An 18,371-nucleotide genomic window follows, 5' to 3' on the forward strand; every position below is an offset into this window, starting at 1 on the left:
GTCACGGCCCCGCGTAGAAGACGTAGGAGACGCGGTCGGCGACCGAGTCGGGGACGGGCACCTTCTCCCCGGCGGACCGGCGGGCCACCTGGCCCAGCGCTTCGGGGTCCACCTCGGTCTGGTCGAGGATGACGCGGACGGCGTGCTCGACGGGCAGGAACCGGTTGGGCACCACCGAGCAGGTGCGGTACGCGGCGAACGGGTCCGCCCGGGGGTTGAGCCGGAGCAGCGGGGGCAGTTCGTCCCACTCCTCGGGGAAGCCGTCGGCGGTGTGCGGCTGGGGTTCGAGGACGGCCTCGCCCTCGGTGCGCAGCAGCCCGAGGCGGGAGAGCTGCCAGACCGCGGCGAGGAAGGGGCAGGACCAGGTGCGCTGCCCGTCGGGTGCGTCGCTCCAGAGTTCGACGTCCAGGAAGACGGAGTGGCGGCGGGACGCGGTCTCCTTGGGCGGCTGCCAGACGACGGCCTTCTTCATCGCCTGCGGGGCGCGTGCGGCGGGGCTGCGTTCACCGTTGGCCAGCCAGCCGGTCTGCGCGGCCGGCGGGCGCAGGCCGTAGCTGCCGGGCGGTGGTTCCTCGACGAGCCGGCCGGCCACCGCTTCCGCGACCGGCACCTTGCCGGCGACCGCGCAGCCGGACTCTCGTGCCAGGTAGTCGACGGCCAGCCCGGCCCGGTCCGCCTCCGCCAGCAGCAGCGGGACGAGCTCGGCGGGGCTGGAGAAGCGGGTGAAGTAGTCGTCGATCAGGAAGCAGGTGCTGATCCGGGGGCGTTTGCCGTCCGTCCGGGCGGCCGCCGCGGCCCGCGCCGCGTCCGCCCAGGGCCGTACCTGCGCGAAGTGCCGCCGCAGGTTCTCCGGACCGGCCTCGAAGTCCTCCATGTAGAGGTGGCCCAGCTCCAGGGAGAGGTGGGACAGCGGCACCGCCTGGGTGCGCGGTTCGGCGGTGGTCTCGCGGAACACTGCGTCCGTCATGGCCGCCCCCAGCAGGAGTCGTCGGTCAGGCGTCGTGCGATCTCCTCCAGCGCCTCGAGCGTCTCCTTGTTGGCGATCTGGGTGGAGAGCACGTCCTCTTCGGTGATCAGCTGCTCGCGCCACTGCAGGACGGGTTCCAGCGGTACGGCGCCGAGCACCACGCTGTCGCCGATGCGGTGCTCCGAGGCGAGCCGGCGCAGGGAGTCGTCGCAGGACTGCATCCAGGCCGCCTGGGCGGGCGAGCCCTGGGCCCACAGCGGCGAGTCGGGGTCGGGCACGGCGGCCCGGACGAACCGGATGGCGCCGCGCAGGGCCTCCTCGTCGTGCCCGCGGTCGACGCCACCCCTGATGATGCCGTGTTCCTTGTGGACCAGCCCGGCGGCGGCGATCACGTGCTGCCGGGTCCAGCGGTGGAAGACGAGCCAGCGGAAGGGGACGTAGCGCATCCGGGGGTGGGCGGTCGCCGCCAGGACCATGTCCACGGCGTAGCTGCGCCCGGCGCTGAGGTCCACGATGGTCAGGTCGAACTCGCCGTTCAGCCTGAGCAGGAGGTCGACACAGCGGTCGAGGGTGTCCTCGCCGGTGACGAACTCGCCGCCGCCGGCGTCGCCGGGTAACAGGGCCAGGCGGCCGGACTGGTTCGGCCGGGCGTGCAGTTGGGGGTGCTCGGTCTGCCGCCAGATGTCGATCCTGGCCGGTTCCGTGACCTCGCCCTCCAGGTAGGAGTGCAGGCCCCGCTCCGCGATGCCGCGCATCGCGCTCGGTACGTCGAAGACGGCGGCGGCCGTGGGCGAACCGAAGTCGAAGTCCACGTAGGCCACGTGATCACCGGTGAGGGCGCGCTGGTAGGCCAGGTTGGCGCTGGTGACCGAGCGGCCCGTGCCTCCCTTGTCGGAGGCGGCGAAGACGAGCACGGCTCACATCTCCTCTGCGGCGGCGCCGCGGGCCTGGGCCAGGGTGTCGAGTTCCTGGAGCACGGGCAGGGCGAGTGCGAACGCGGTGGCGGGCCGCTCGTCGACCAGGTCGCGGGCGTGGTCCAGGCGGTTCTCGATGCTTCGCATGGCCCGTCCCCGGCTGCCGTCGGCGGTGACGGAGGCTTCCAGCTGTTCCTTGCCGAACAGATGGGCGGCCTCGCTGAGCAGTTCGCGGGCCAGCTCGGCGAGTTCGGGGCTGCGGATGGGCCGCTGCTCGTACAGGCCGCGGGCGGCGACCAGGCACTCGGTGACGCGCTCGGTGATGCTCCAGGAGAGGCGCAGGCCGAGGGCGGCGTCCGGGAAGACGGCTGCCGCGTTGTCCCAGAGGCCGGCTCCGTCGCCGTCCTCGATCCGCCGGTTCCACAGGTGCTCGAACGTCTGCTCGCCCAGGCGGATCAGGCGGTCCTGCGCCTCGATGTTCCGGGAGAGTGCCGCGAGCTGGATGATCCGCTTGAGCAGCTGGGCGGAGAAGTCGGTCATCCGCCACTCCAGCGGCGCGCCGGACCGCTCGGACCCGGCGAGCGGCATGGTGACCCCCGGGTGGTGCAGCCGGACGGTGGGGTCGTTCCTGGTCATCCGGCTGGTGACGCGGCCTCTGTCGGCGAGGCGTTCCATGATGGCGACGGTGCGGGTGAGGTCGTCGTCGGTCGCTTTCCGGCGGATCAGGTCGTGGACGAGGATGGCCGCCACGGTGAGGGAGAAGTACTCCGACTCCAGCCGCAGACCGGTGGTCTGCCAGGGGAGGTCCTCCAGGGGCCAGCGCTCGGTGCCGAAGCGGGCGATGGCCGACCAGTACTGCTGGCTGAGTTCCCAGCGCAGGCGTAACGCCTCGGCGAGCTTCTGCTGGTCCTCGTCGAGGAGCCCCAGGGTGAGGGTGCGCTCGGAGAACAGGTCCTGGATGCCGTCCAGGGCGACGACGGTGAAGTACACGTAGGGCAGCCGGTCGGCGATGCCGTCGGGCTGGCCCTTGACCGGAACGTCCAGGTCGGTGATGGTCGGCGCGCCCTTCACCACGCCCCAGGCCCAGCCGCACTCGAAGAGCTGGCTCTCGTCCCGGATGCTCTCGTCGACCTCGATGCCGCGGCTGAGGCTTTCGATGATCGTGGCGCGCAGCGGGCGGAATCTGCGGGAGAACTGCTGGAGCACGGCCCGGTCGGACTGCTTGTTCTGCCCGATGACCTGGATGAGCCGCCGGCCCTGCTCGGACTCGGCGTCGAAGACGTTGACGGTGAAGGAGCGCAGCAGGCTGACCATCGCGGCGGTCAGCCGGATGTTGGTGGCTTCTCTCAGTTCACCGAGCGACCTGCGCACCTCGGGCCGGGTGGTGTTCTCCTCGTAGACCTTGAGGAATCCCAGGGTGGCCAGGCACAGCGTGACGGACATGGAGTAGGCGTCGACGACGCCCAGCTGGGTCTGTTCGTGGGTGGGTTTCTGCTTCGGGTCGGTCGGCCTGAAGTAGTGCCCGCCGGAGAAGGTGGGGCTGTCGTCCGGCCCGGTGTGGGTGCGCATGAACTGGGACAGGACGGTGATCATGTTGGGCGGGATCTCGAGCCGGCTGCCGACCCGGTCCAGCGCGCGCAGGACGTCCCGCTCGGTGGTGTCCGGTTGGTCGAGACGGAACGCGGGGACCTCGGTGGCGGGGTACAGCAGGCAGAGCAGCCGCTCCGCGTCCGCGACGGAACTCAGCCCGTCGGTTTCCCCCCAGACGAGCTTTCCGTCGTCGAACGAATGGCGGGCCGCGGCCTGCCAGATGTCCAGCAGATGCTGCCGTGGCTTGATCTGCATTCCCGCACCCCTCGTACAGATCTGGTTACCCGGTGTTCAGGGATGGTCCCCGTTCCTAGGGGGCGGCAATCTCCGAATTGCGCCGTCCCAGGGCGAGGATGATTCCCTCGTGACCCGGCCGCACCATGTGGTGCAGATCGTGGAGTTCCAGCTCGGAAGTGAAGGGCTCCAGGCTCTCGCGGACCCGGTTCTCGTTCACCCGGTAGGCCGGGTACCGGTGTTCGCCGACCTGGTAGCCGACCGACTCCTTCATGAACGCGGCGGCGAAGGGGGCCCCTTCGGTCAGCACGTCCATGAAACACCGTACGCCCCGCAGGAATTCGTCGGGGCATTCGGACATCGAGTCCGCCACGAAGAACATCGTCCCGATGTCCCAGCGCCGCTGTCCGTCGAGATCGAGCAGGTTGGCCCGCTCCACGCGGACGATCTCGCTGAACCGGGCTCTCGGTTCGACGGCGGCGTAGGCGGGGGCCTCGCTCAGCTCGTTCCAGAACGCGTCCCAGGCCCCGTCATAACCCTCGGGGGCCGTCTGCCGCTCCAGGTACTCCACGTTCGGCTGCGCGTACTCGAGCAGGACGATCTTCTCGCACCACGGGAGCATGGACAGGCCCGGATAGAGGTTCGCGCCGGCCCCGACGTCGACACCGCGCACCGCCCCCGAAACTCCCCGGCCGAAGCAGCCGCTGAAGTAATCGCGCATCAACCGCACGATCAGCAGGTCGACTTCGAGCGGCGTACGGTAGTTGAGGTCGACATACGCCTCAGGATCGAAATGCGACCACGGCGCGTCGGCGTTGCGATCCATCATCACCTGTCGTTTCCCATCAGTGTCGGACAAGACCCTGCGCCCTGTGCGCGTGTCCTCGCGGACGTCGACAGACGGAACAGCATCTGCCGGTACTTCGCACGGTAAACCGACGCGAAACACGCAGAGAGCCGGGAATGAGACAGTCCCCGACGAACAGGCGCACGACAGGCGCACGTCAGCACTTCGCCGACAAACCTGAACTCACCCTTGCGAGCGGCGAGTTGGACGCTCACTGTAGCGAGGTGAAACCGTCGGCCGCCACCGGGTCACCCATTCCTTATGAGTGAACTGCGCCGGGACCGCCGTGTTGACGCCCACACATCCCGAACGTCCCGACTGGGGGTGGCATGACTGCCGAGCCGCTGGAGCACGCCCTGGACCGCCGTGGGTATATCGGGGAACCGGATCCGTTCCCCGACCCCCGGCCCCTGGTCCTGCGGACGGCACAGGAATCCGACCTGCCCGAGCTTCGACGGCTCGACGAGGCGGTCTTCCAGGAGGTCGCGTACCCCGCGTTCCTGTTCCGCCAGCTCTACGAGATGTACGCCGAGCACCTGCTGGTCCTCGACGACGGCGAGGGACGCCTGCGCGGCTACGTCCTGGCCGCGACCACCGCGCTCAGCCGGGAGAGCTGGATCCTCGGCCTGTGCGTGGCCCAGGAGCGCCGCCGCCACGGACTGGGCCGGGAACTGATGGTGGCGGCCCTGGAACGGCTGCGCGACAGCGGCATCGAACAGGTCCGCCTGACGGTGGAGCCCGCCAACCGCGCGGCCGTCCTGCTCTATCGGTCCCTGGGCTTTCGTCCCGAGCAGCCCGGAGCCGGGCTGCGCCGGGACTACTTCGGCCCCGGCCAGGACCGTCTGATCATGCATCTCGGGCTCACCGGATTCCACTGAGCATTCCATTGAGCATGTGACCGAGCCGGGAGCCGGGCCGGCCCCGGGACGGTCAGGAGGGTGTCCGTGCCGCCGTCAGCAGGCGGGTCACGTCACTCGCGCAGATGGTGAGGGCCGCGCCGACCGTGGCGAGGGCGTCGCGTTCGGCGGGGGTGTAGGGGCCGTCCGCGAGGGCGATACGGGCGCCCTGGAGGAGGATGGATTCGCGGCCGGGGGCGGCCAGGTGGGGGGCCAGGGGGTCCAGGGCCTCGTGGAGTTCGATGGCGAGGCCCGCCGTGCAGGGCTCGCCGGTGAAGCGGCCGGTGTCGGCGGCCAGCGCCTCGACCAGGGCCGCCAGCTGATCCTCGGTGCAGTCGTCGAAGCCGGCCGCGCGCACGCCGGCGGCGGCCGTCTCCAGGGAGGCGCGGGAGCAGATACCGCCCGCGGCCAGCACCGCGAGGGCGACGGTGTGCACGGCGTCGCGGAGCATCGCGGAGAAGCGGGTGGTGGTGGGGTGGTCCAGGACGTCGGTGCCGAAGCGGCTGCGGCAGGCGGCGCATTCGACGACCGGGCCGGTCGCGCCGCGGGGCAGCAGGGGCACGCCGAGGAGGGCGAAGCGACGCTGTCCGGTCAGCCGCTGGTAGTTGCGGTCGCCGCCGCAGCCGGGGCAGAAGAACTCACCGTCGCCCACCGCCGTCCAGGCGGTCCGGTTGCCCAGCAGGCGCGAAAGTCTGGTGACAGCGCCATGGCCGTCGGGTCCCCGTCCTGGCAGCACGTCGCACCTCCGCATCGCCCCGGCTTCATCGCCGTGCCCCGTGATGTTAGCCACATCAGTGAGGCTGAGTCAGCACCTCGGACGAGACCTCTCCGTGACCTCCACCGGATGTGGCCGGTAAACGACGGGGCCCCGCCCGCCAAAAGTGGCGGGCGGGGCCGTCGAACCCCTCGAAGCGGCTGTTCAGCGGGCCGCCCGGTTGACGGCCGAGACGACCGCCTTCAGTGAGGCGCGGGTGGTGTTCGCGTCGATTCCGATGCCCCACAGAACCTTGTCGCCGACGGCACACTCGATGTACGAGGCGGCCTGTGCGGAGGCGCCCTCGCTCATCGTGTGCTCCTGGTAGTCGAGCAGGCGTACGTCGACGCCGACGGACTGCAGGGCCTCGAAGAACGCGGAGATCGGTCCGTTGCCGCTGCCGGTCAGCACGGTGTCGACGCCGTCGACGGCGGCCTCGACGGTGAGTGTGTCGATGCCGTCCCGGTCGGTGGTGGACTGGCCGTTGTTGACCTGGATACGGCCCCAGGGGTTGTCCGGGTTGGGCAGGTACTCGTCCTGGAACACCGTCCAGATGTCGGCCGGGGTGACCTCGCCGCCCTCGGCGTCCGTCTTCGCCTGGATGATCTTCGAGAACTCGATCTGCATCCGGCGGGGCAGGTCCAGCTTGTGGTCGTTCTTCAGGACGTAGGCGATACCGCCCTTGCCGGACTGCGAGTTGACGCGGATGACGGCCTCGTAGGAGCGGCCGACGTCCTTGGGGTCGATGGGCAGGTACGGCACCGCCCACTCGAGGTCGTCGACGGTGACGCCCTTGGCCTTCGCGTCGGCCTCCATGGCGTCGAAGCCCTTCTTGATGGCGTCCTGGTGGGAGCCGGAGAAGGACGTGTAGACCAGGTCGCCCACGTACGGGTGGCGCGGGTGGACGTCCATCTGGTTGCAGTACTCCCACGTACGACGGATCTCGTCGATGTCGGAGAAGTCGATCTGCGGGTCGACGCCCTGGGAGAACAGGTTCATGCCCAGGGTGACCAGGTCGACGTTGCCGGTGCGCTCGCCCTGCCCGAACAGACAGCCCTCGACGCGGTCGGCGCCGGCCATCAGGGACAGTTCGGCGGCGGCCACGGCCGTACCGCGGTCGTTGTGCGGGTGGATGGACAGGCAGACGTGCTCGCGGCGGGACAGGTTGCGGCCCATCCACTCGAAGCGGTCGGCGTGCGTGGACGGCGTGGAACGCTCCACCGTGGCCGGCAGGTTCAGGATGATCTCGCGGCCCGGACCCGGCTGGTAGACGTCCATCACCGCCTCGCAGACCTCCAGTGCGAAGTCCAGCTCGGTGTCGGTGAAGATCTCGGGACTGTACTGGTAGCCGAAGTGCGTCTCGGGGCCCAGCAGCTTCTCCGCGTACTCCACGACCAGACGGGTGCCGTCGACGGCGATCTGCTTGATCTCGTCCCTGGAACCGCGGAAGACGACCCGGCGGAAGACCGGCGCGGTCGCGTTGTACAGGTGCACGGTGGCGCGGTGGGCGCCCTTCAGGGACTCGACCGTCCGCTCGATCAGGTCCTCGCGGGCCTGGGTCAGGACGGAGATCGTGACGTCCTCGGGAATGGCGTCCGGGTCCTCGATGATGGAGCGCACGAAGTCGAAGTCGGTCCGGCCCGAGGCCGGGAAGCCGACCTCGATCTCCTTGTAGCCCATCTTGACCAGCAGGTCGAACATCGCGCGCTTACGAGCGGGCGACATGGGGTCGATCAGGGCCTGGTTGCCGTCGCGCAGGTCGGTGGAGAGCCAGCGGGGGGCGGTGGTGATCCGCTTTTCCGGCCAGGTGCGGTCGGGGATGTCGACCTGCTCGTAGCGGCCGTACTTGTGGATCGGCATGGAACTGGGCTGCTGGCGGTTCGCCATGGTGCGTGGGCTCCTCGATGGTCCGCGGTCATCCGGTGGGATCCGGAAGGGACGGCCGACGGCGCAGCGCCAAACTCCGCGGGGAGGGGGTCGGCCTCGTCTACAGGCCCTCGCCGCGGCAGCTAAGGAGGAGCAGCCCGAAACGCATGATGCCGCACACCCTAACCGAGACGCGCTCCCACGCGAGGGTCCGTATCAGTATGCGGGACCAGGGGGAGGAAGGGGGTAAAAAGTGCCGTATACCACTCGGATACATCCCCATGCGGGGATTGGCGGCACATTTCACCCATCACGACTGAGGATATGGTCGCTGATAGTGACATTTGAGTGACGCAGTGCGATGGTTCGGGGCATGACGACCAACGGGGGCTCCGAGCCCGTCTTCTGCACCATCGTCCCGCCGCACGTCCTGGACCGGCTCGCACAGGCCGACGACCCCGCCCTCTCCGGCCCCGCCCGCCGCACCCTCCAGCGCGACGCCTACGAGCGCACCCAGCGCCGTCTGACCACGGTGGTCGGCGCCACGGCCGTCGCGCCCCTCGCCGGGGCCGAGGCGGGCAAGCCGCACCGGACGATCCACGACGCCCGCCACCGCACCTCGCTGCCGGGGGCGAAGGTCCGCAGGGAGGGCGAGAAACCCGGCAAGGACGCCACCGTCAACCGCGCCTACGCGGGCCTCGGCGCCACCTTCGAGCTGTTCCTCAAGGCCTTCTCCCGCGACTCGATCGACGGCTCGGGCCTGCCGCTGGTCGCGACCGTGCACTACGACCGCGACTACAACAACGCCTTCTGGAACGGCGAGCAGATGGTGTTCGGCGACGGGGACGGGGAGATCTTCCTCGACTTCACGATCCCCATCGACGTCATCGGTCACGAACTCGCGCACGGCGTCACCCAGTACACCGCCAACCTGGCCTACTTCGGCCAGTCCGGCGCGCTCAACGAGTCGGTGTCGGACGTCTTCGGCTCCCTCATCAAGCAGTACTCGCTGAGCCAGAGCGCCGCCGACGCCGACTGGCTGATCGGCGCCGGACTGCTCGCCCCGCGGGTGACGGGGGTGGCACTGCGCTCGATGAAGGAACCGGGCACGGCGTACGACGACGACGTCCTCGGCAAGGACCCGCAGCCCGCCACCATGGACGACTACGTCCACACCGGCCGGGACAACGGCGGCGTCCACATCAACTCCGGCATCCCCAACCACGCCTTCTACCTGGCGGCCACCACCCTGGGCGGGAACGCCTGGGAGCGGGCGGGGCAGGTCTGGTACGACGTGCTGACCGGCGGCGAGCTGGTGGAGGACGCGCAGTTCACGGACTTCGCGACGCTGACGGTGAAGGCGGCGCGGGAGAGGTTCGGCGAGGGCGAGGAACTGCTGGCGGTGTCGAAGGCGTGGGAGCGGGTGGGGGTACCGACGCTGTGACGTCGGCAGGGGCCGGAGAAGCGCCGGGGCGGGCCGGAACGGCGCCAGGGTGGGTCGGAGCGGCGCCGGAGTGGGCCGCGGGCCCGTTCTCGTACTAGACAGGGACCATGCGAATTCAGGTGCGGCGTACGGGCGGCTTCGCGGGGATCGAGCGGCAGGCCGAGGTGGACACCTCGGGCCGGGCCGACGCCGGCGAGTGGCACGCCCTGGCCGAGCGGGCCGTCACCGCGGGCCGGGGCACACCACCGGCCGGGGTCCCGGACGGCTTCAGCTACCGGATCACGGTGGACGGGAGGTCGGTGTACTGCTCCGACCCCCGACTGACCGAGGAACAGCGCGCGCTGATCAGCAGAGTGCTCAAGGAAGGGGCGTAACCTCCCTTTCCAGCAAGGGAGTTGGCCGCACGGGCGTTGACTTCCCCCGCCGTCGGTGCGGATGATCCACCCCATGGTGACGACGAACCCGATCCCCCGCTTCCCGGACGGCTTCCTGTGGGGCGTGTCGACCTCGGCGCACCAGATCGAGGGCGCGGTGGACGCACGCGAACCGTCCGTGTGGGACGTGTTCACGGCCGAGCCGGGCCGGGTGCGGGACGGTTCGACGGCGGCGGTGGCCTGCGACCACGTGCACCGGTACCGCGAGGACGTGGCGCTCCTGTCCGGCCTGGGTGTGGACGCGTACCGCTTCTCCGTCTCCTGGCCCCGGGTCCGTGCGCGGGGCGGACTGGACTTCTACGACCGTTTGGTCGACGAGCTGTGCGCCGTGGGCGTACGGCCGGTGCCGACGCTGTTCCACTGGGACCTGCCGGCCGGCCTGGACTGGCTGGATCGGAGCACCGCGGAGCGGTTCGCGGAGTACGTGTCCGAGGTCGCCGGGCGTCTCGGCGACCGTGTGGAGCGCTGGATCACCCTCAACGAACCCGCCGAACACACCCTGCTGGGCCACGCGCTGGGCGTCCACGCCCCCGGACGGAAGCTGCTCTTCGACGCGTTGCCGGTGGCACACCACCAACTCCTCGCGCACGGGCTGGCGGTACGCGCCCTGCGCGCCGCCGGTGCCGGTGACATCGGCATCGCCAACTCCCACGGCCCGACCTGGCCGGCCTCCCCCGACCCGGCGGACGTGGCGGCGGCGGACTTCTACGACACGCTCCTGAACCGCCTGTTCGCCGACCCCGTACTGCTCGGCCGCTACCCGGACGGCCTCGGCGACCTGATGCCGGGCGACGTCGAGGCGGACCTGAGGATCATCGCGGAACCGATCGACCGGTACGGCGTCAACTACTACGCGCCGACCCGGGTGGGCGCCCCGCAGGGCACGGAGATCGACTTCGGCGGCGTCCGGATGCCGGCCGACCTTCCCTTCTCCGTCCGGGAGATCGAGGGATACCCGGTGACGGACTTCGGCTGGCCGGTGGTCCCCGAGGCCCTGACCGAACTCCTCACCACCTTCCACGCCCGCTACGGCGACCGGCTCCCCCCGATCGTCATCACCGAGAACGGCTGCTCCTACGAGGGCGTCGACGACCAGGCCCGCATCGCCTACCTCGACGGCCACATCCGTGCCCTGCACCGGGCGCTGGAGGCGGGCGTGGACATACGCGGCTACTTCGTGTGGTCCCTGATGGACAACTTCGAGTGGGCCGAAGGCTTCGCCCGCCGCTTCGGCCTGGTCCACGTGGACTTCGAGACCCGGCGGCGCACACCGAAGTCGTCCTACGGCTGGCTGCGGGAGACGCTGCGCGAACAGCACCGGGGCCGGAACCCGTCCGGAACCTGATCCCGTCCCGGCCCCCGGCCCCGCGCCCGGTGCGGCGTCAGAACCCCAGCTTCCGCAACTGCTTCGGATCCCGCTGCCAGTCCTTGGCCACCTTGACGTGCAGGTCGAGGAAGACGGGGGTGCCGAGCAGGGCCTCGATCTGCTGGCGCGACTTGATGCCGACGTCCTTCAGGCGCTTGCCCTTGGGGCCGATGACGATGCCCTTCTGGCTGGTGCGCTCGATGTAGAGGTTGGCGTGGATGTCGAGGAGGGGCTTGTCGGCGGGGCGGTCCTCGCGGGGCAGCATCTCCTCCACGACCACGGCGATGGAGTGCGGCAGTTCGTCGCGGACGCCTTCCAGGGCGGCCTCGCGGATCAGCTCGGCCACCATGACCATCTCGGGTTCGTCGGTCAGGTCGCCCTCGGGGTAGAGGGCGGGGCCCTCGGGCATCAGCGGGACGAGGAGGTCGGCCAGCAGGTCGACCTGCTGGTTCGCGGTCGCCGACACCGGGACGATCTCCGCCCAGGTGATCCCGAGCTCCTTGCCGAGCAGGTCGACGGCGATCAGTTGCTCGGCGAGCGCCTTGCCGTCCACCAGATCGGTCTTGGTGACGATGGCGACCTTCGGGGTCTTCTTGATCCCGGCCAGTTCCTTGGCGATGAAGCGGTCGCCGGGGCCGAGCTTCTGGTCCGCGGGGATGCAGAAGCCGATCGCGTCGACCTCGGCCCAGGTGGTGCGGACCACGTCGTTCAGCCGCTCGCCGAGCAGGGTGCGCGGCTTGTGCAGGCCGGGGGTGTCGACGAGGATCAGCTGCGCCTCGGGGCGGTGGACGATGCCGCGCACGGTGTGCCGGGTCGTCTGCGGCCGGTTGGAGGTGATCGCCACCTTCTGCCCGACCAGAGCGTTCGTGAGGGTGGACTTGCCCGCGTTGGGGCGGCCCACGAAGCAGGCGAAGCCGGCCCGGTGGTCTGCTTCGGCCGGCTGGTCGGATGACTGGGTACGAACACTCATGCCGCCCATTCTCCCTGATCCCCGGAGCCCCGCCGTACCACCCGCCCGCGACGGGCCTCGGGGGCCGGGCACCCCGTGAGATGCCCGGCCCGGGAGACGGCGGGATCAAGCGGCGATCGAGCCGTGGCCGTCCAGGCCTCGAGTGGGGGGCGAGGCCTGGATCAGTCGAAGACGAACGGGCCCGGGGACTGCGGGCCCTGCGCCGTGCACGTGATGGTGATGAAGCCGAACGCGGTCACCTTCAGCGTGCCGCCGAACGCCTCCAGGCTGTCGCCGGACGCCACGGTCCCGGAGAGCGGGCCGACCTCGAGGGCGTCCCCGGTCGCCATGGCCGGGTTCTTGGTGCCGGAGAACTGGACGGTGCCGCCGCCGGCCTTGACCAGGGTGAGCCGCGAGACGAGCGAGTCCTTGCTGATCGCGAGGGGCGCGGTGACCGCGGAGGTGTTGATGGTGATGGTGGCGGACGTGCCGCTCTGGGTGGCCGTGAGGGTGGCGTCGCCACCGCCCCAGCTTCCGCAGTCGGCGTTGACGGTCGCCGTCCCGGGGGCGACGGCGGCGGCGGAGGGGGCGAAGGCGAGCCCGCAGGCCGCCACGGCGGCGACCAGGGACGCGCCGGTGCCGATTCGTGTGCCTCTCATGGAGTCCGGTTCCCTTTCCGTGGGGGGAAACGCCCGGCAGGGAGAGCGGTCCTCACGCTGCGCGGGGCAGGGGACCGACGGACCGTGTCTGACGGTCCGTCGGGACAACGGTTCCATTGATGCGCGGGAGGCAGAGGGCGGCAAGGTGGAATTCCAGCCTATTTACCGCCGGTAACCCCGAGGGGGCCGAGGGCGGGGCGGGTTCTCCGAGGCCCCCAGGGTCACCCCGCGGTCGACGTCTCCCGCACCGTCCCGTCCGGGGCGGCCAGGAGCACCGGGGTCCCGGGGCCGCCGAGGTCCCGTACCGCCGCGCGGTCCGCCTCCGGCACCGAACCGGCCTCCGTCACCACGGCCGCCGCCTCCAGCGACTGCGCCCCGGACGCCACCGCCATCGCCACCGCCGTCTGCAGGGCGGTCAGCTTCAGGGAGTCCAGGGCCACGGTCCCGGCGACATAGGTCCGGCCGTTCTCGTCCCGTACGGCGGCCCCCTCGGGCACACCGTTGCGGGCCCGCGCGGAACGGGCCAGGGTGACGATCTTGAGGTCCTCGGGGTCGAGCGCGCTGCTGTCGGTCATGGCCCCGAGCATACGGAGCGCGGACCCTCGAGCCCGCCCCAGGGCTGCTCACGGCGCCGCGCCACGGGACCGCGCCACAGGACCCGCGCCGCCTCAGCGTCTCAGCGTCTCAGCGGCCTCACGGCCGGTCGAGGCGGAGGCGTTCGGCGCGCGGCAGGCCGGCGACGACCAGGTCGTAGGAGTCCTCGACCAGCTCCCGGACCAGCCGGTCCGGGAGGCCGCCGTCGACGGTCACCGTGTTCCAGTGTCTTTTGTTCATGTGCCAGCCGGGGACGATCAGCCCGGGATGCCCGGCGCGGAGCCGGATCGCCTCGTCCGGGTCGCACTTGAGGTTGGCCTTCAGGGGCCGCGCGTCCAGGTTCGTCAGGGCGAAGAGCTTGCCCCCGACCTTGAAGACCGAGGTCTCCGGGTTGAACGGGAAGTCCTCCACGGCCGCGTCGAAGGAGAGGCAGAGGGCCCGCAGTCGTGCCGGGGTCATGCCGACGGCTCCCCTGCCCGCTCGTCCCTCTCCCGCGCCTCTTCCTCCCCGTCCCGGGACGGGTCGGTCGACTCCCCCGGGTCCTCGGGGCCGACCGGCTCCACCAGCACGGTGACGATCTTGTTCCGGCGGCCGGCCGCCGCCTCCGCGGTCAGCCGCAGCCGGCGCTCGTCGGGGAGGTCGACCACCGCGGACGCGCCCGCGATCGGCACCCGGCCGAGCCGCTTGGCGAGCAGCCCGCCGACGGTCTCCACGTCCTCGTCGTCGTACTCCTCCAGGCCGTACAGCTCGCCGAGGTCGGTGATGTCGAGGCGGGAGGTGACCCGGTAGCGGCCCTCGTCCAGTTCCTCCACCGGCGCGATCTCACGGTCGTACTCGTCGGTGATCTCGCCGACGATCTCCTCGAGGATGTCCTCGATGGTGACGATGCCGGCGGTGCCGCCGTACTCGTCGATGACGACGGCGACGTGGTTGTGTTCCTTCTGCATCTCGCGCAGCAGGTCACCGGCGTTCTTGGTGTCGGGCACGAAGTACGCGGGCCGCATCGCCGTGGACACCAGTTCACTCTCCGCGTCCCGGTTGATGTGCGTCTTGCGGGCCAGGTCCTTCAGATACACGATGCCGACGACGTCGTCCTCGTTCTCGCCGGTCACCGGCATCCGGGAGAAGCCGGAGCGCAGGGCGAGGGTGAGGGTCTGCCGGATGGTCTTGTAGCGCTCGACCACCACCAGGTCCGTGCGCGGGACCATGACCTCACGGACCAGGGTGTCGCCCAGTTCGAAGACGGAGTGCACCATGCGGCGCTCCTCGTCCTCGATCAGGGACTCCTGCTCGGCGAGGTCGACCAGCGCGCGCAGTTCCGCCTCCGAGGCGAAGGGGCCGCGCCTGAAGCCCTTGCCGGGGGTGAGCGCGTTGCCGATGAGGATCAGCAGACTCGGGATCGGGCCCATGATCCGGGCGAGCGGCAGCAGGACGTACGCCGCGGCCGTGGCCGTGTTCATGGGGTGCTGGCGGCCGATGGTGCGCGGCGAGACGCCGACGGCGACGTAGGAGACGAGGACCATGACCGCGATGGCGATCAGCAGGGCCTCGGCGGTGCCGTTGAACTGGCTCAGGCAGGCGTAGGTGACCAGCGCGGCGGCGGCCATCTCGCAGCCGACGCGGACCAGCAGCGCCACGTTGAGGTAGCGGGTGGGGTCGGCGGCGACCCTGGCCAGCCGTGCGCTGCCCCGGCGGTCGGAGCGCACGGCCTCCTCGGCCCGGAAGGTGGAGATCCGGGCGATGCCCGCCTCCGCGCAGGCGAACAGCCAGGCGACGACGACCAGGGCGATCGCGCCGAGAACGAGGTGCGGACTCATGACACGGTCGGGGCGGGGGACGGGCCGCTGATGCCCTTCTCCGCGCGCCAGCCGTCGACGATGGCGGCCTGGAGGCCGAACATCTCGGCCTTCTCGTCGGGCTCCTCGTGATCGAAGCCCAGCAGGTGCAGCACACCGTGGACGGTGAGCAACTGGAGCTCCTCGTCCATGGTGTGCTGCGTCGGCGCCTCGGCGCCCTGTCTGGCGGCGACCTCGGGGCACAGCACGATGTCGCCGAGCAGCCCCTGCGGGGGCTCGGTCTCGTCCTTCGTGGGCGGCCGCAGCTCGTCCATCGGGAACGACATGACGTCCGTCGGCCCCGGCAGGTCCATCCACTGGATGTGGAGCTCTTCCATGGCGGCGGCGTCCACCACGATCACCGAGAGCTCGGAGAGCGGGTGGATGCGCATCCGCGCGAGCGCGTAGCGGGCGATGTCGAGGACCGCCTGCTCGTCGACCTCGGTTCCGGACTCGTTGTTGACGTCGATCGACATCTGCTGCTCGGTCTACTTCCCCTTGTGCCCGGACCTGCCCCGGCCGCTCTGGTGCGTGCCGTTCTCGGTGCCGTGCTCGCTGTCGTACTGCTCGTACGCGTCGACGATACGGCCCACCAGCCGGTGACGTACGACGTCCTGCGACGACAGCCGGGAGAAGTGGACGTCCTCGAGGCCCTCCAGGATGTCCTGCACCTGCCGCAGCCCGGACTTGGTGCCGCTCGGCAGGTCGACCTGGGTGACGTCACCCGTGATGACGATCTTCGAGTCGAACCCGAGCCGGGTGAGGAACATCTTCATCTGCTCGGCGCTGGTGTTCTGCGCCTCGTCCAGGATGATGAAGGCGTCGTTCAAGGTCCTTCCCCGCATGTATGCGAGTGGCGCGACCTCGATCGTGCCCGCCGCCATCAGGCGGGGGATGGAGTCGGGGTCGAGCATGTCGTGCAGGGCGTCGTAGAGCGGGCGCAGGTACGGGTCGATCTTCTCGTAGAGGGTGCCGGGCAGGAAGCCCAGGCGCTCTCCGGCCTCGACCGCGGGGCGGGTCAGGATGATGCGGTTGACCTGCTTGGACTGCAGGGCCTGCACCGCCTTGGCCATGGCGAGGTAGGTCTTGCCCGTACCGGCGGGGCCTATGCCGAAGACGATGGTGTGCTTGTCGATCGCGTCCACATAACGCTTCTGGTTGAGCGTCTTGGGTCGGATCGTGCGGCCCCGCGAGGACAGGATGTTCTGGGTGAGCACCTGGGCCGGGGTCTCCTGGCCGTCGCTCTCCCCGTTCTCGTTCGCCTTCAGCATCGCGATCGAGCGTTCCACCGCATCCTCCGTCATCGGCTGCCCGGTGCGGAGCACCAGCATCATCTCGTCGAACATGCGCGAGACGAGGGCTACTTCCGTGGCATCGCCGATCGCGCTGATCTCATTGCCCCGGACGTGGATGTCGGCCCCCGGGAAGGCCTTCTCGATCACGCGGAGCAGGGAGTCGCCCGACCCCAGCAGGGTCACCATGGGGTGCTTGGCCGGGACGGTGAGCTGTACTCTCGCCTGCTCCTGCGCGGGGGTGCGAGCTGTGGGTGTCTGAGTCATGGGCCGGCGCTGAAGGCCTGCGATTCCTCCTCGTCAGGGCCGCGCAGCTGAGGGCGGCCTCGCGACTCCCAGCGTACGACGCGGGAGTGACAACCCCGTAGGCCTTTTCACAGCGGGGTGGTTGCGGGAGGGTGGGGGCGAGGTGACGGCCGCCCGCACCCGCCACCCGCACCGGCGGGCCGAGGCGAGGCCGGGACGAGGCCGGGGTGGTCAGGCCGACCGGCCGAAGCCGATCGTCGGGACCGCACGGCGCAGGGGCCAGGGGCGGATCAGGTCGTCGGGGACCAGGTCCGCCAGGAACGCGTACCGTCGCAGGGCGGCCGGGTCCTGGCCCTGCAGGGACTGGACCTCGCGCCACCAGGCGGCGATCTCCGACCAGCCGGGGGCCGACAGGGAGCCGCCGAACTCCTGGACGGAGAGGGCCGCGGTCAGGCCGGCGAAGGCGAGGCGGTCGGCGAGCGGCCAGCCGGCCAGGCTGCCGGTGACGAAGCCGGCGACGAAGACGTCCCCGGCACCGGTCGGGTCGAGCGCCTCGACGGCGATGGCGGGCACCTCGGCGCTCTCACCGGTGCGCCGGTCCACGGCGTACGCCCCGTCCGCGCCGAGGGTGACGACGGCGACGGGCACATGCTCGGTGAGGGCGTGCGCGGCGGCGCGGGGGCTGTCGGTGCCGGTGTAGCGCATGGCCTCCTCGGCGTTGGGCAGGAAGGCCTCGCAGTACCGCAGGTCGGGCAGCGCGGCCAGGTCCCAGGCGCCGGTGTCGTCCCAGCCGACGTCGCCGAAGAAGCGGGTGCCCTGCGCGGCGGCGCGGGCGATCCAGGCGTCGCTGCGGCCCGGGGCGAGGGAGGCGACGGCGGCGCGCGCGCGGGGCGGGCAGGGCGGCAGGGCGGCGCCGGGAGGGAGCCGCTTGCGCGCGGTGGGGTCCGACGTGCGGGAGGGCTGTTCCGCCTGTTCCGCCTGTTCCGGGGGCGGTTCGTGGCCGTGGGAGATCATCGTGCGCTCCCCCTCGTACGCCATCGAGACGGTGACCGGGGAGTGCCAGCCGGGCACGGTGCGCGACGGGGAGAGGTCGATGGCCTCGCCCTGCTCCAGGGCATCCCAGCAGTACTCCCCGTAGTGGTCGTCGCCGAAGGCGGCCGCGAGGGAGGTGCGCAGGCCGAGGCGGGCCAGGGCGGTGGCCATGTTGGCGACGCCGCCGGGGCTCGACCCCATCCCGCGCGCCCAGGACTCGGTCCCGCGCACCGGGGCGGAGTCGAGCCCGGTGAAGATGATGTCGAGGAAGACCGTGCCGGTGAGGTAGACGTCCCAGGGCGGGTCGTCGGGTGTGCGCAGCGCGGCGAGCGGGTCGGTCTGCGGCTGGCAGTGCGCCCCCGCCGGGACGCCGCCGTGGCCGATGACGTCCTGAGCGGCGCTGTCGGTGGTTGCCTCTCCGGCTGATGTGGCGGACGCCTTCACGATGCGCT

18 protein-coding genes are annotated in these 18,371 nt (G+C 70.8%); 4 read left to right on the top strand and 14 right to left on the bottom strand.

The window, feature by feature from the left end; genetic code table 11:
* Nucleotide 1 precedes the first annotated feature (1 nt).
* From V4Y04_RS11455 to V4Y04_RS11470, 4 genes are read right to left on the bottom strand one after another with little or no spacing between them, the layout of a single operon-like run.
* A complete protein-coding gene (locus tag V4Y04_RS11455) occupies nucleotides 2-967 on the bottom strand; it encodes an SCO2522 family protein (protein WP_332427487.1) in 966 nt (321 codons plus the stop codon).
* On the bottom strand, nucleotides 964-1,881 hold the full coding sequence (locus V4Y04_RS11460; protein WP_332427489.1) for an SCO2523 family variant P-loop protein: 918 nt from the start codon (nucleotides 1,879-1,881) through the stop codon (nucleotides 964-966). The genes V4Y04_RS11455 and V4Y04_RS11460 overlap by 4 nt, the downstream gene beginning before the upstream one ends.
* Nucleotides 1,882-1,884: 3 nt before the next feature.
* Entirely contained in the window at nucleotides 1,885-3,726 is a 1,842-nt protein-coding gene (locus tag V4Y04_RS11465) for an SCO2524 family protein (protein ID WP_332427491.1), read from the bottom strand.
* Between the two features lie 55 nt (nucleotides 3,727-3,781).
* Nucleotides 3,782-4,534: an SCO2525 family SAM-dependent methyltransferase gene (locus tag V4Y04_RS11470; RefSeq protein WP_332427493.1), complete on the bottom strand. Its 753-nt coding sequence runs from the start codon at nucleotides 4,532-4,534 to the stop codon at nucleotides 3,782-3,784.
* 347 nt (nucleotides 4,535-4,881) lie between these two features.
* On the opposite strand from V4Y04_RS11470, the gene V4Y04_RS11475 reads away from it, so the two are divergent.
* The gene (locus V4Y04_RS11475; RefSeq protein WP_332427494.1) at nucleotides 4,882-5,430 is read left to right on the top strand and encodes a GNAT family N-acetyltransferase; all 549 of its coding nucleotides are present in this window, start codon (nucleotides 4,882-4,884) and stop codon (nucleotides 5,428-5,430) included.
* A 52-nt stretch (nucleotides 5,431-5,482) separates the two neighbouring features.
* Here V4Y04_RS11475 and V4Y04_RS11480 read toward each other — a convergent pair whose 3' ends face one another.
* Together V4Y04_RS11480 and leuA are read right to left on the bottom strand one after the other, a co-directional pair.
* Nucleotides 5,483-6,184 carry a TerB family tellurite resistance protein gene (locus V4Y04_RS11480; RefSeq protein ID WP_332427495.1) on the bottom strand — a complete coding sequence of 234 codons (702 nt, stop codon included), beginning with the start codon at nucleotides 6,182-6,184 and terminating at the stop codon, nucleotides 5,483-5,485.
* A gap of 183 nt (nucleotides 6,185-6,367) precedes the next feature.
* Nucleotides 6,368-8,089: a 2-isopropylmalate synthase gene (leuA, locus tag V4Y04_RS11485; protein ID WP_332427497.1), complete on the bottom strand. Its 1,722-nt coding sequence runs from the start codon at nucleotides 8,087-8,089 to the stop codon at nucleotides 6,368-6,370.
* Nucleotides 8,090-8,441: 352 nt separating this feature from the next.
* Between leuA and V4Y04_RS11490 the strand changes: the two genes are divergently transcribed.
* The 3 genes from V4Y04_RS11490 (at nucleotide 8,442) to V4Y04_RS11500 (ending at nucleotide 11,291) form a co-directional block, all read left to right on the top strand.
* On the top strand, nucleotides 8,442-9,512 hold the full coding sequence (locus V4Y04_RS11490; RefSeq protein ID WP_332427499.1) for a M4 family metallopeptidase: 1,071 nt from the start codon (nucleotides 8,442-8,444) through the stop codon (nucleotides 9,510-9,512).
* A 107-nt stretch (nucleotides 9,513-9,619) separates the two neighbouring features.
* A complete protein-coding gene (locus V4Y04_RS11495; protein WP_332427501.1) occupies nucleotides 9,620-9,886 on the top strand; it encodes a protealysin inhibitor emfourin in 267 nt (88 codons plus the stop codon).
* Between the two features lie 73 nt (nucleotides 9,887-9,959).
* A complete protein-coding gene (locus tag V4Y04_RS11500) occupies nucleotides 9,960-11,291 on the top strand; it encodes a GH1 family beta-glucosidase (protein ID WP_332427503.1) in 1,332 nt (443 codons plus the stop codon).
* 37 nt (nucleotides 11,292-11,328) lie between these two features.
* Here the strand turns inward: V4Y04_RS11500 and era are convergent, their stop codons facing one another.
* The 8 genes from era to V4Y04_RS11540 form a co-directional block, all read right to left on the bottom strand.
* Nucleotides 11,329-12,282 (bottom strand): GTPase Era, encoded by a 954-nt coding sequence (gene era / locus V4Y04_RS11505; protein WP_332427505.1) that lies wholly within the window; start codon nucleotides 12,280-12,282, stop codon nucleotides 11,329-11,331.
* Nucleotides 12,283-12,443: 161 nt separating this feature from the next.
* Entirely contained in the window at nucleotides 12,444-12,920 is a 477-nt protein-coding gene (locus tag V4Y04_RS11510) for a hypothetical protein (protein WP_332427507.1), read from the bottom strand.
* 221 nt (nucleotides 12,921-13,141) lie between these two features.
* Nucleotides 13,142-13,495 (bottom strand): cytidine deaminase, encoded by a 354-nt coding sequence (locus V4Y04_RS11515; protein ID WP_332427509.1) that lies wholly within the window; start codon nucleotides 13,493-13,495, stop codon nucleotides 13,142-13,144.
* Nucleotides 13,496-13,613: 118 nt separating this feature from the next.
* Complete coding sequence (locus V4Y04_RS11520) at nucleotides 13,614-13,973, bottom strand: MmcQ/YjbR family DNA-binding protein (protein WP_332427511.1); 360 nt, start codon at nucleotides 13,971-13,973, stop codon at nucleotides 13,614-13,616.
* The gene (locus tag V4Y04_RS11525) at nucleotides 13,970-15,331 is read right to left on the bottom strand and encodes a hemolysin family protein (protein WP_332427513.1); all 1,362 of its coding nucleotides are present in this window, start codon (nucleotides 15,329-15,331) and stop codon (nucleotides 13,970-13,972) included. The genes V4Y04_RS11520 and V4Y04_RS11525 overlap by 4 nt, the downstream gene beginning before the upstream one ends.
* Nucleotides 15,328-15,825 carry an rRNA maturation RNase YbeY gene (gene ybeY, locus V4Y04_RS11530; RefSeq protein WP_332427515.1) on the bottom strand — a complete coding sequence of 166 codons (498 nt, stop codon included), beginning with the start codon at nucleotides 15,823-15,825 and terminating at the stop codon, nucleotides 15,328-15,330. The genes V4Y04_RS11525 and ybeY overlap by 4 nt, the downstream gene beginning before the upstream one ends.
* 12 nt (nucleotides 15,826-15,837) lie before the next feature.
* Entirely contained in the window at nucleotides 15,838-16,908 is a 1,071-nt protein-coding gene (locus V4Y04_RS11535; protein WP_332427516.1) for a PhoH family protein, read from the bottom strand.
* A 210-nt stretch (nucleotides 16,909-17,118) separates the two neighbouring features.
* Nucleotides 17,119-18,303 carry a carbohydrate kinase family protein gene (locus tag V4Y04_RS11540; protein WP_332432794.1) on the bottom strand — a complete coding sequence of 395 codons (1,185 nt, stop codon included), beginning with the start codon at nucleotides 18,301-18,303 and terminating at the stop codon, nucleotides 17,119-17,121.
* Nucleotides 18,304-18,371: the final 68 nt, after the last annotated feature.

The organism is Streptomyces sp. P9-A2 (assembly GCF_036634175.1).
Taxonomy (GTDB): Bacteria; Actinomycetota; Actinomycetes; order Streptomycetales; family Streptomycetaceae; genus Streptomyces; species Streptomyces pratens.

Coding starts and splice junctions, on each gene's coding strand:
- V4Y04_RS11455 (WP_332427487.1), bottom strand. CDS start 967: ATGACGGACGCAGTGTTCCGCGAGACCACCGCCGAACCGCGCACCCAG.
- V4Y04_RS11465 (WP_332427491.1), bottom strand. CDS start 3,726: ATGCAGATCAAGCCACGGCAGCATCTGCTGGACATCTGGCAGGCCGCG.
- V4Y04_RS11470 (WP_332427493.1), bottom strand. CDS start 4,534: ATGATGGATCGCAACGCCGACGCGCCGTGGTCGCATTTCGATCCTGAG.
- V4Y04_RS11475 (WP_332427494.1), top strand. CDS start 4,882: ATGACTGCCGAGCCGCTGGAGCACGCCCTGGACCGCCGTGGGTATATC.
- leuA (WP_332427497.1), bottom strand. CDS start 8,089: ATGGCGAACCGCCAGCAGCCCAGTTCCATGCCGATCCACAAGTACGGC.
- V4Y04_RS11490 (WP_332427499.1), top strand. CDS start 8,442: ATGACGACCAACGGGGGCTCCGAGCCCGTCTTCTGCACCATCGTCCCG.
- V4Y04_RS11495 (WP_332427501.1), top strand. CDS start 9,620: ATGCGAATTCAGGTGCGGCGTACGGGCGGCTTCGCGGGGATCGAGCGG.
- V4Y04_RS11500 (WP_332427503.1), top strand. CDS start 9,960: ATGGTGACGACGAACCCGATCCCCCGCTTCCCGGACGGCTTCCTGTGG.
- era (WP_332427505.1), bottom strand. CDS start 12,282: ATGAGTGTTCGTACCCAGTCATCCGACCAGCCGGCCGAAGCAGACCAC.
- V4Y04_RS11510 (WP_332427507.1), bottom strand. CDS start 12,920: ATGAGAGGCACACGAATCGGCACCGGCGCGTCCCTGGTCGCCGCCGTG.
- V4Y04_RS11515 (WP_332427509.1), bottom strand. CDS start 13,495: ATGACCGACAGCAGCGCGCTCGACCCCGAGGACCTCAAGATCGTCACC.
- V4Y04_RS11520 (WP_332427511.1), bottom strand. CDS start 13,973: ATGACCCCGGCACGACTGCGGGCCCTCTGCCTCTCCTTCGACGCGGCC.
- V4Y04_RS11525 (WP_332427513.1), bottom strand. CDS start 15,331: ATGAGTCCGCACCTCGTTCTCGGCGCGATCGCCCTGGTCGTCGTCGCC.
- ybeY (WP_332427515.1), bottom strand. CDS start 15,825: ATGTCGATCGACGTCAACAACGAGTCCGGAACCGAGGTCGACGAGCAG.
- V4Y04_RS11535 (WP_332427516.1), bottom strand. CDS start 16,908: ATGACTCAGACACCCACAGCTCGCACCCCCGCGCAGGAGCAGGCGAGA.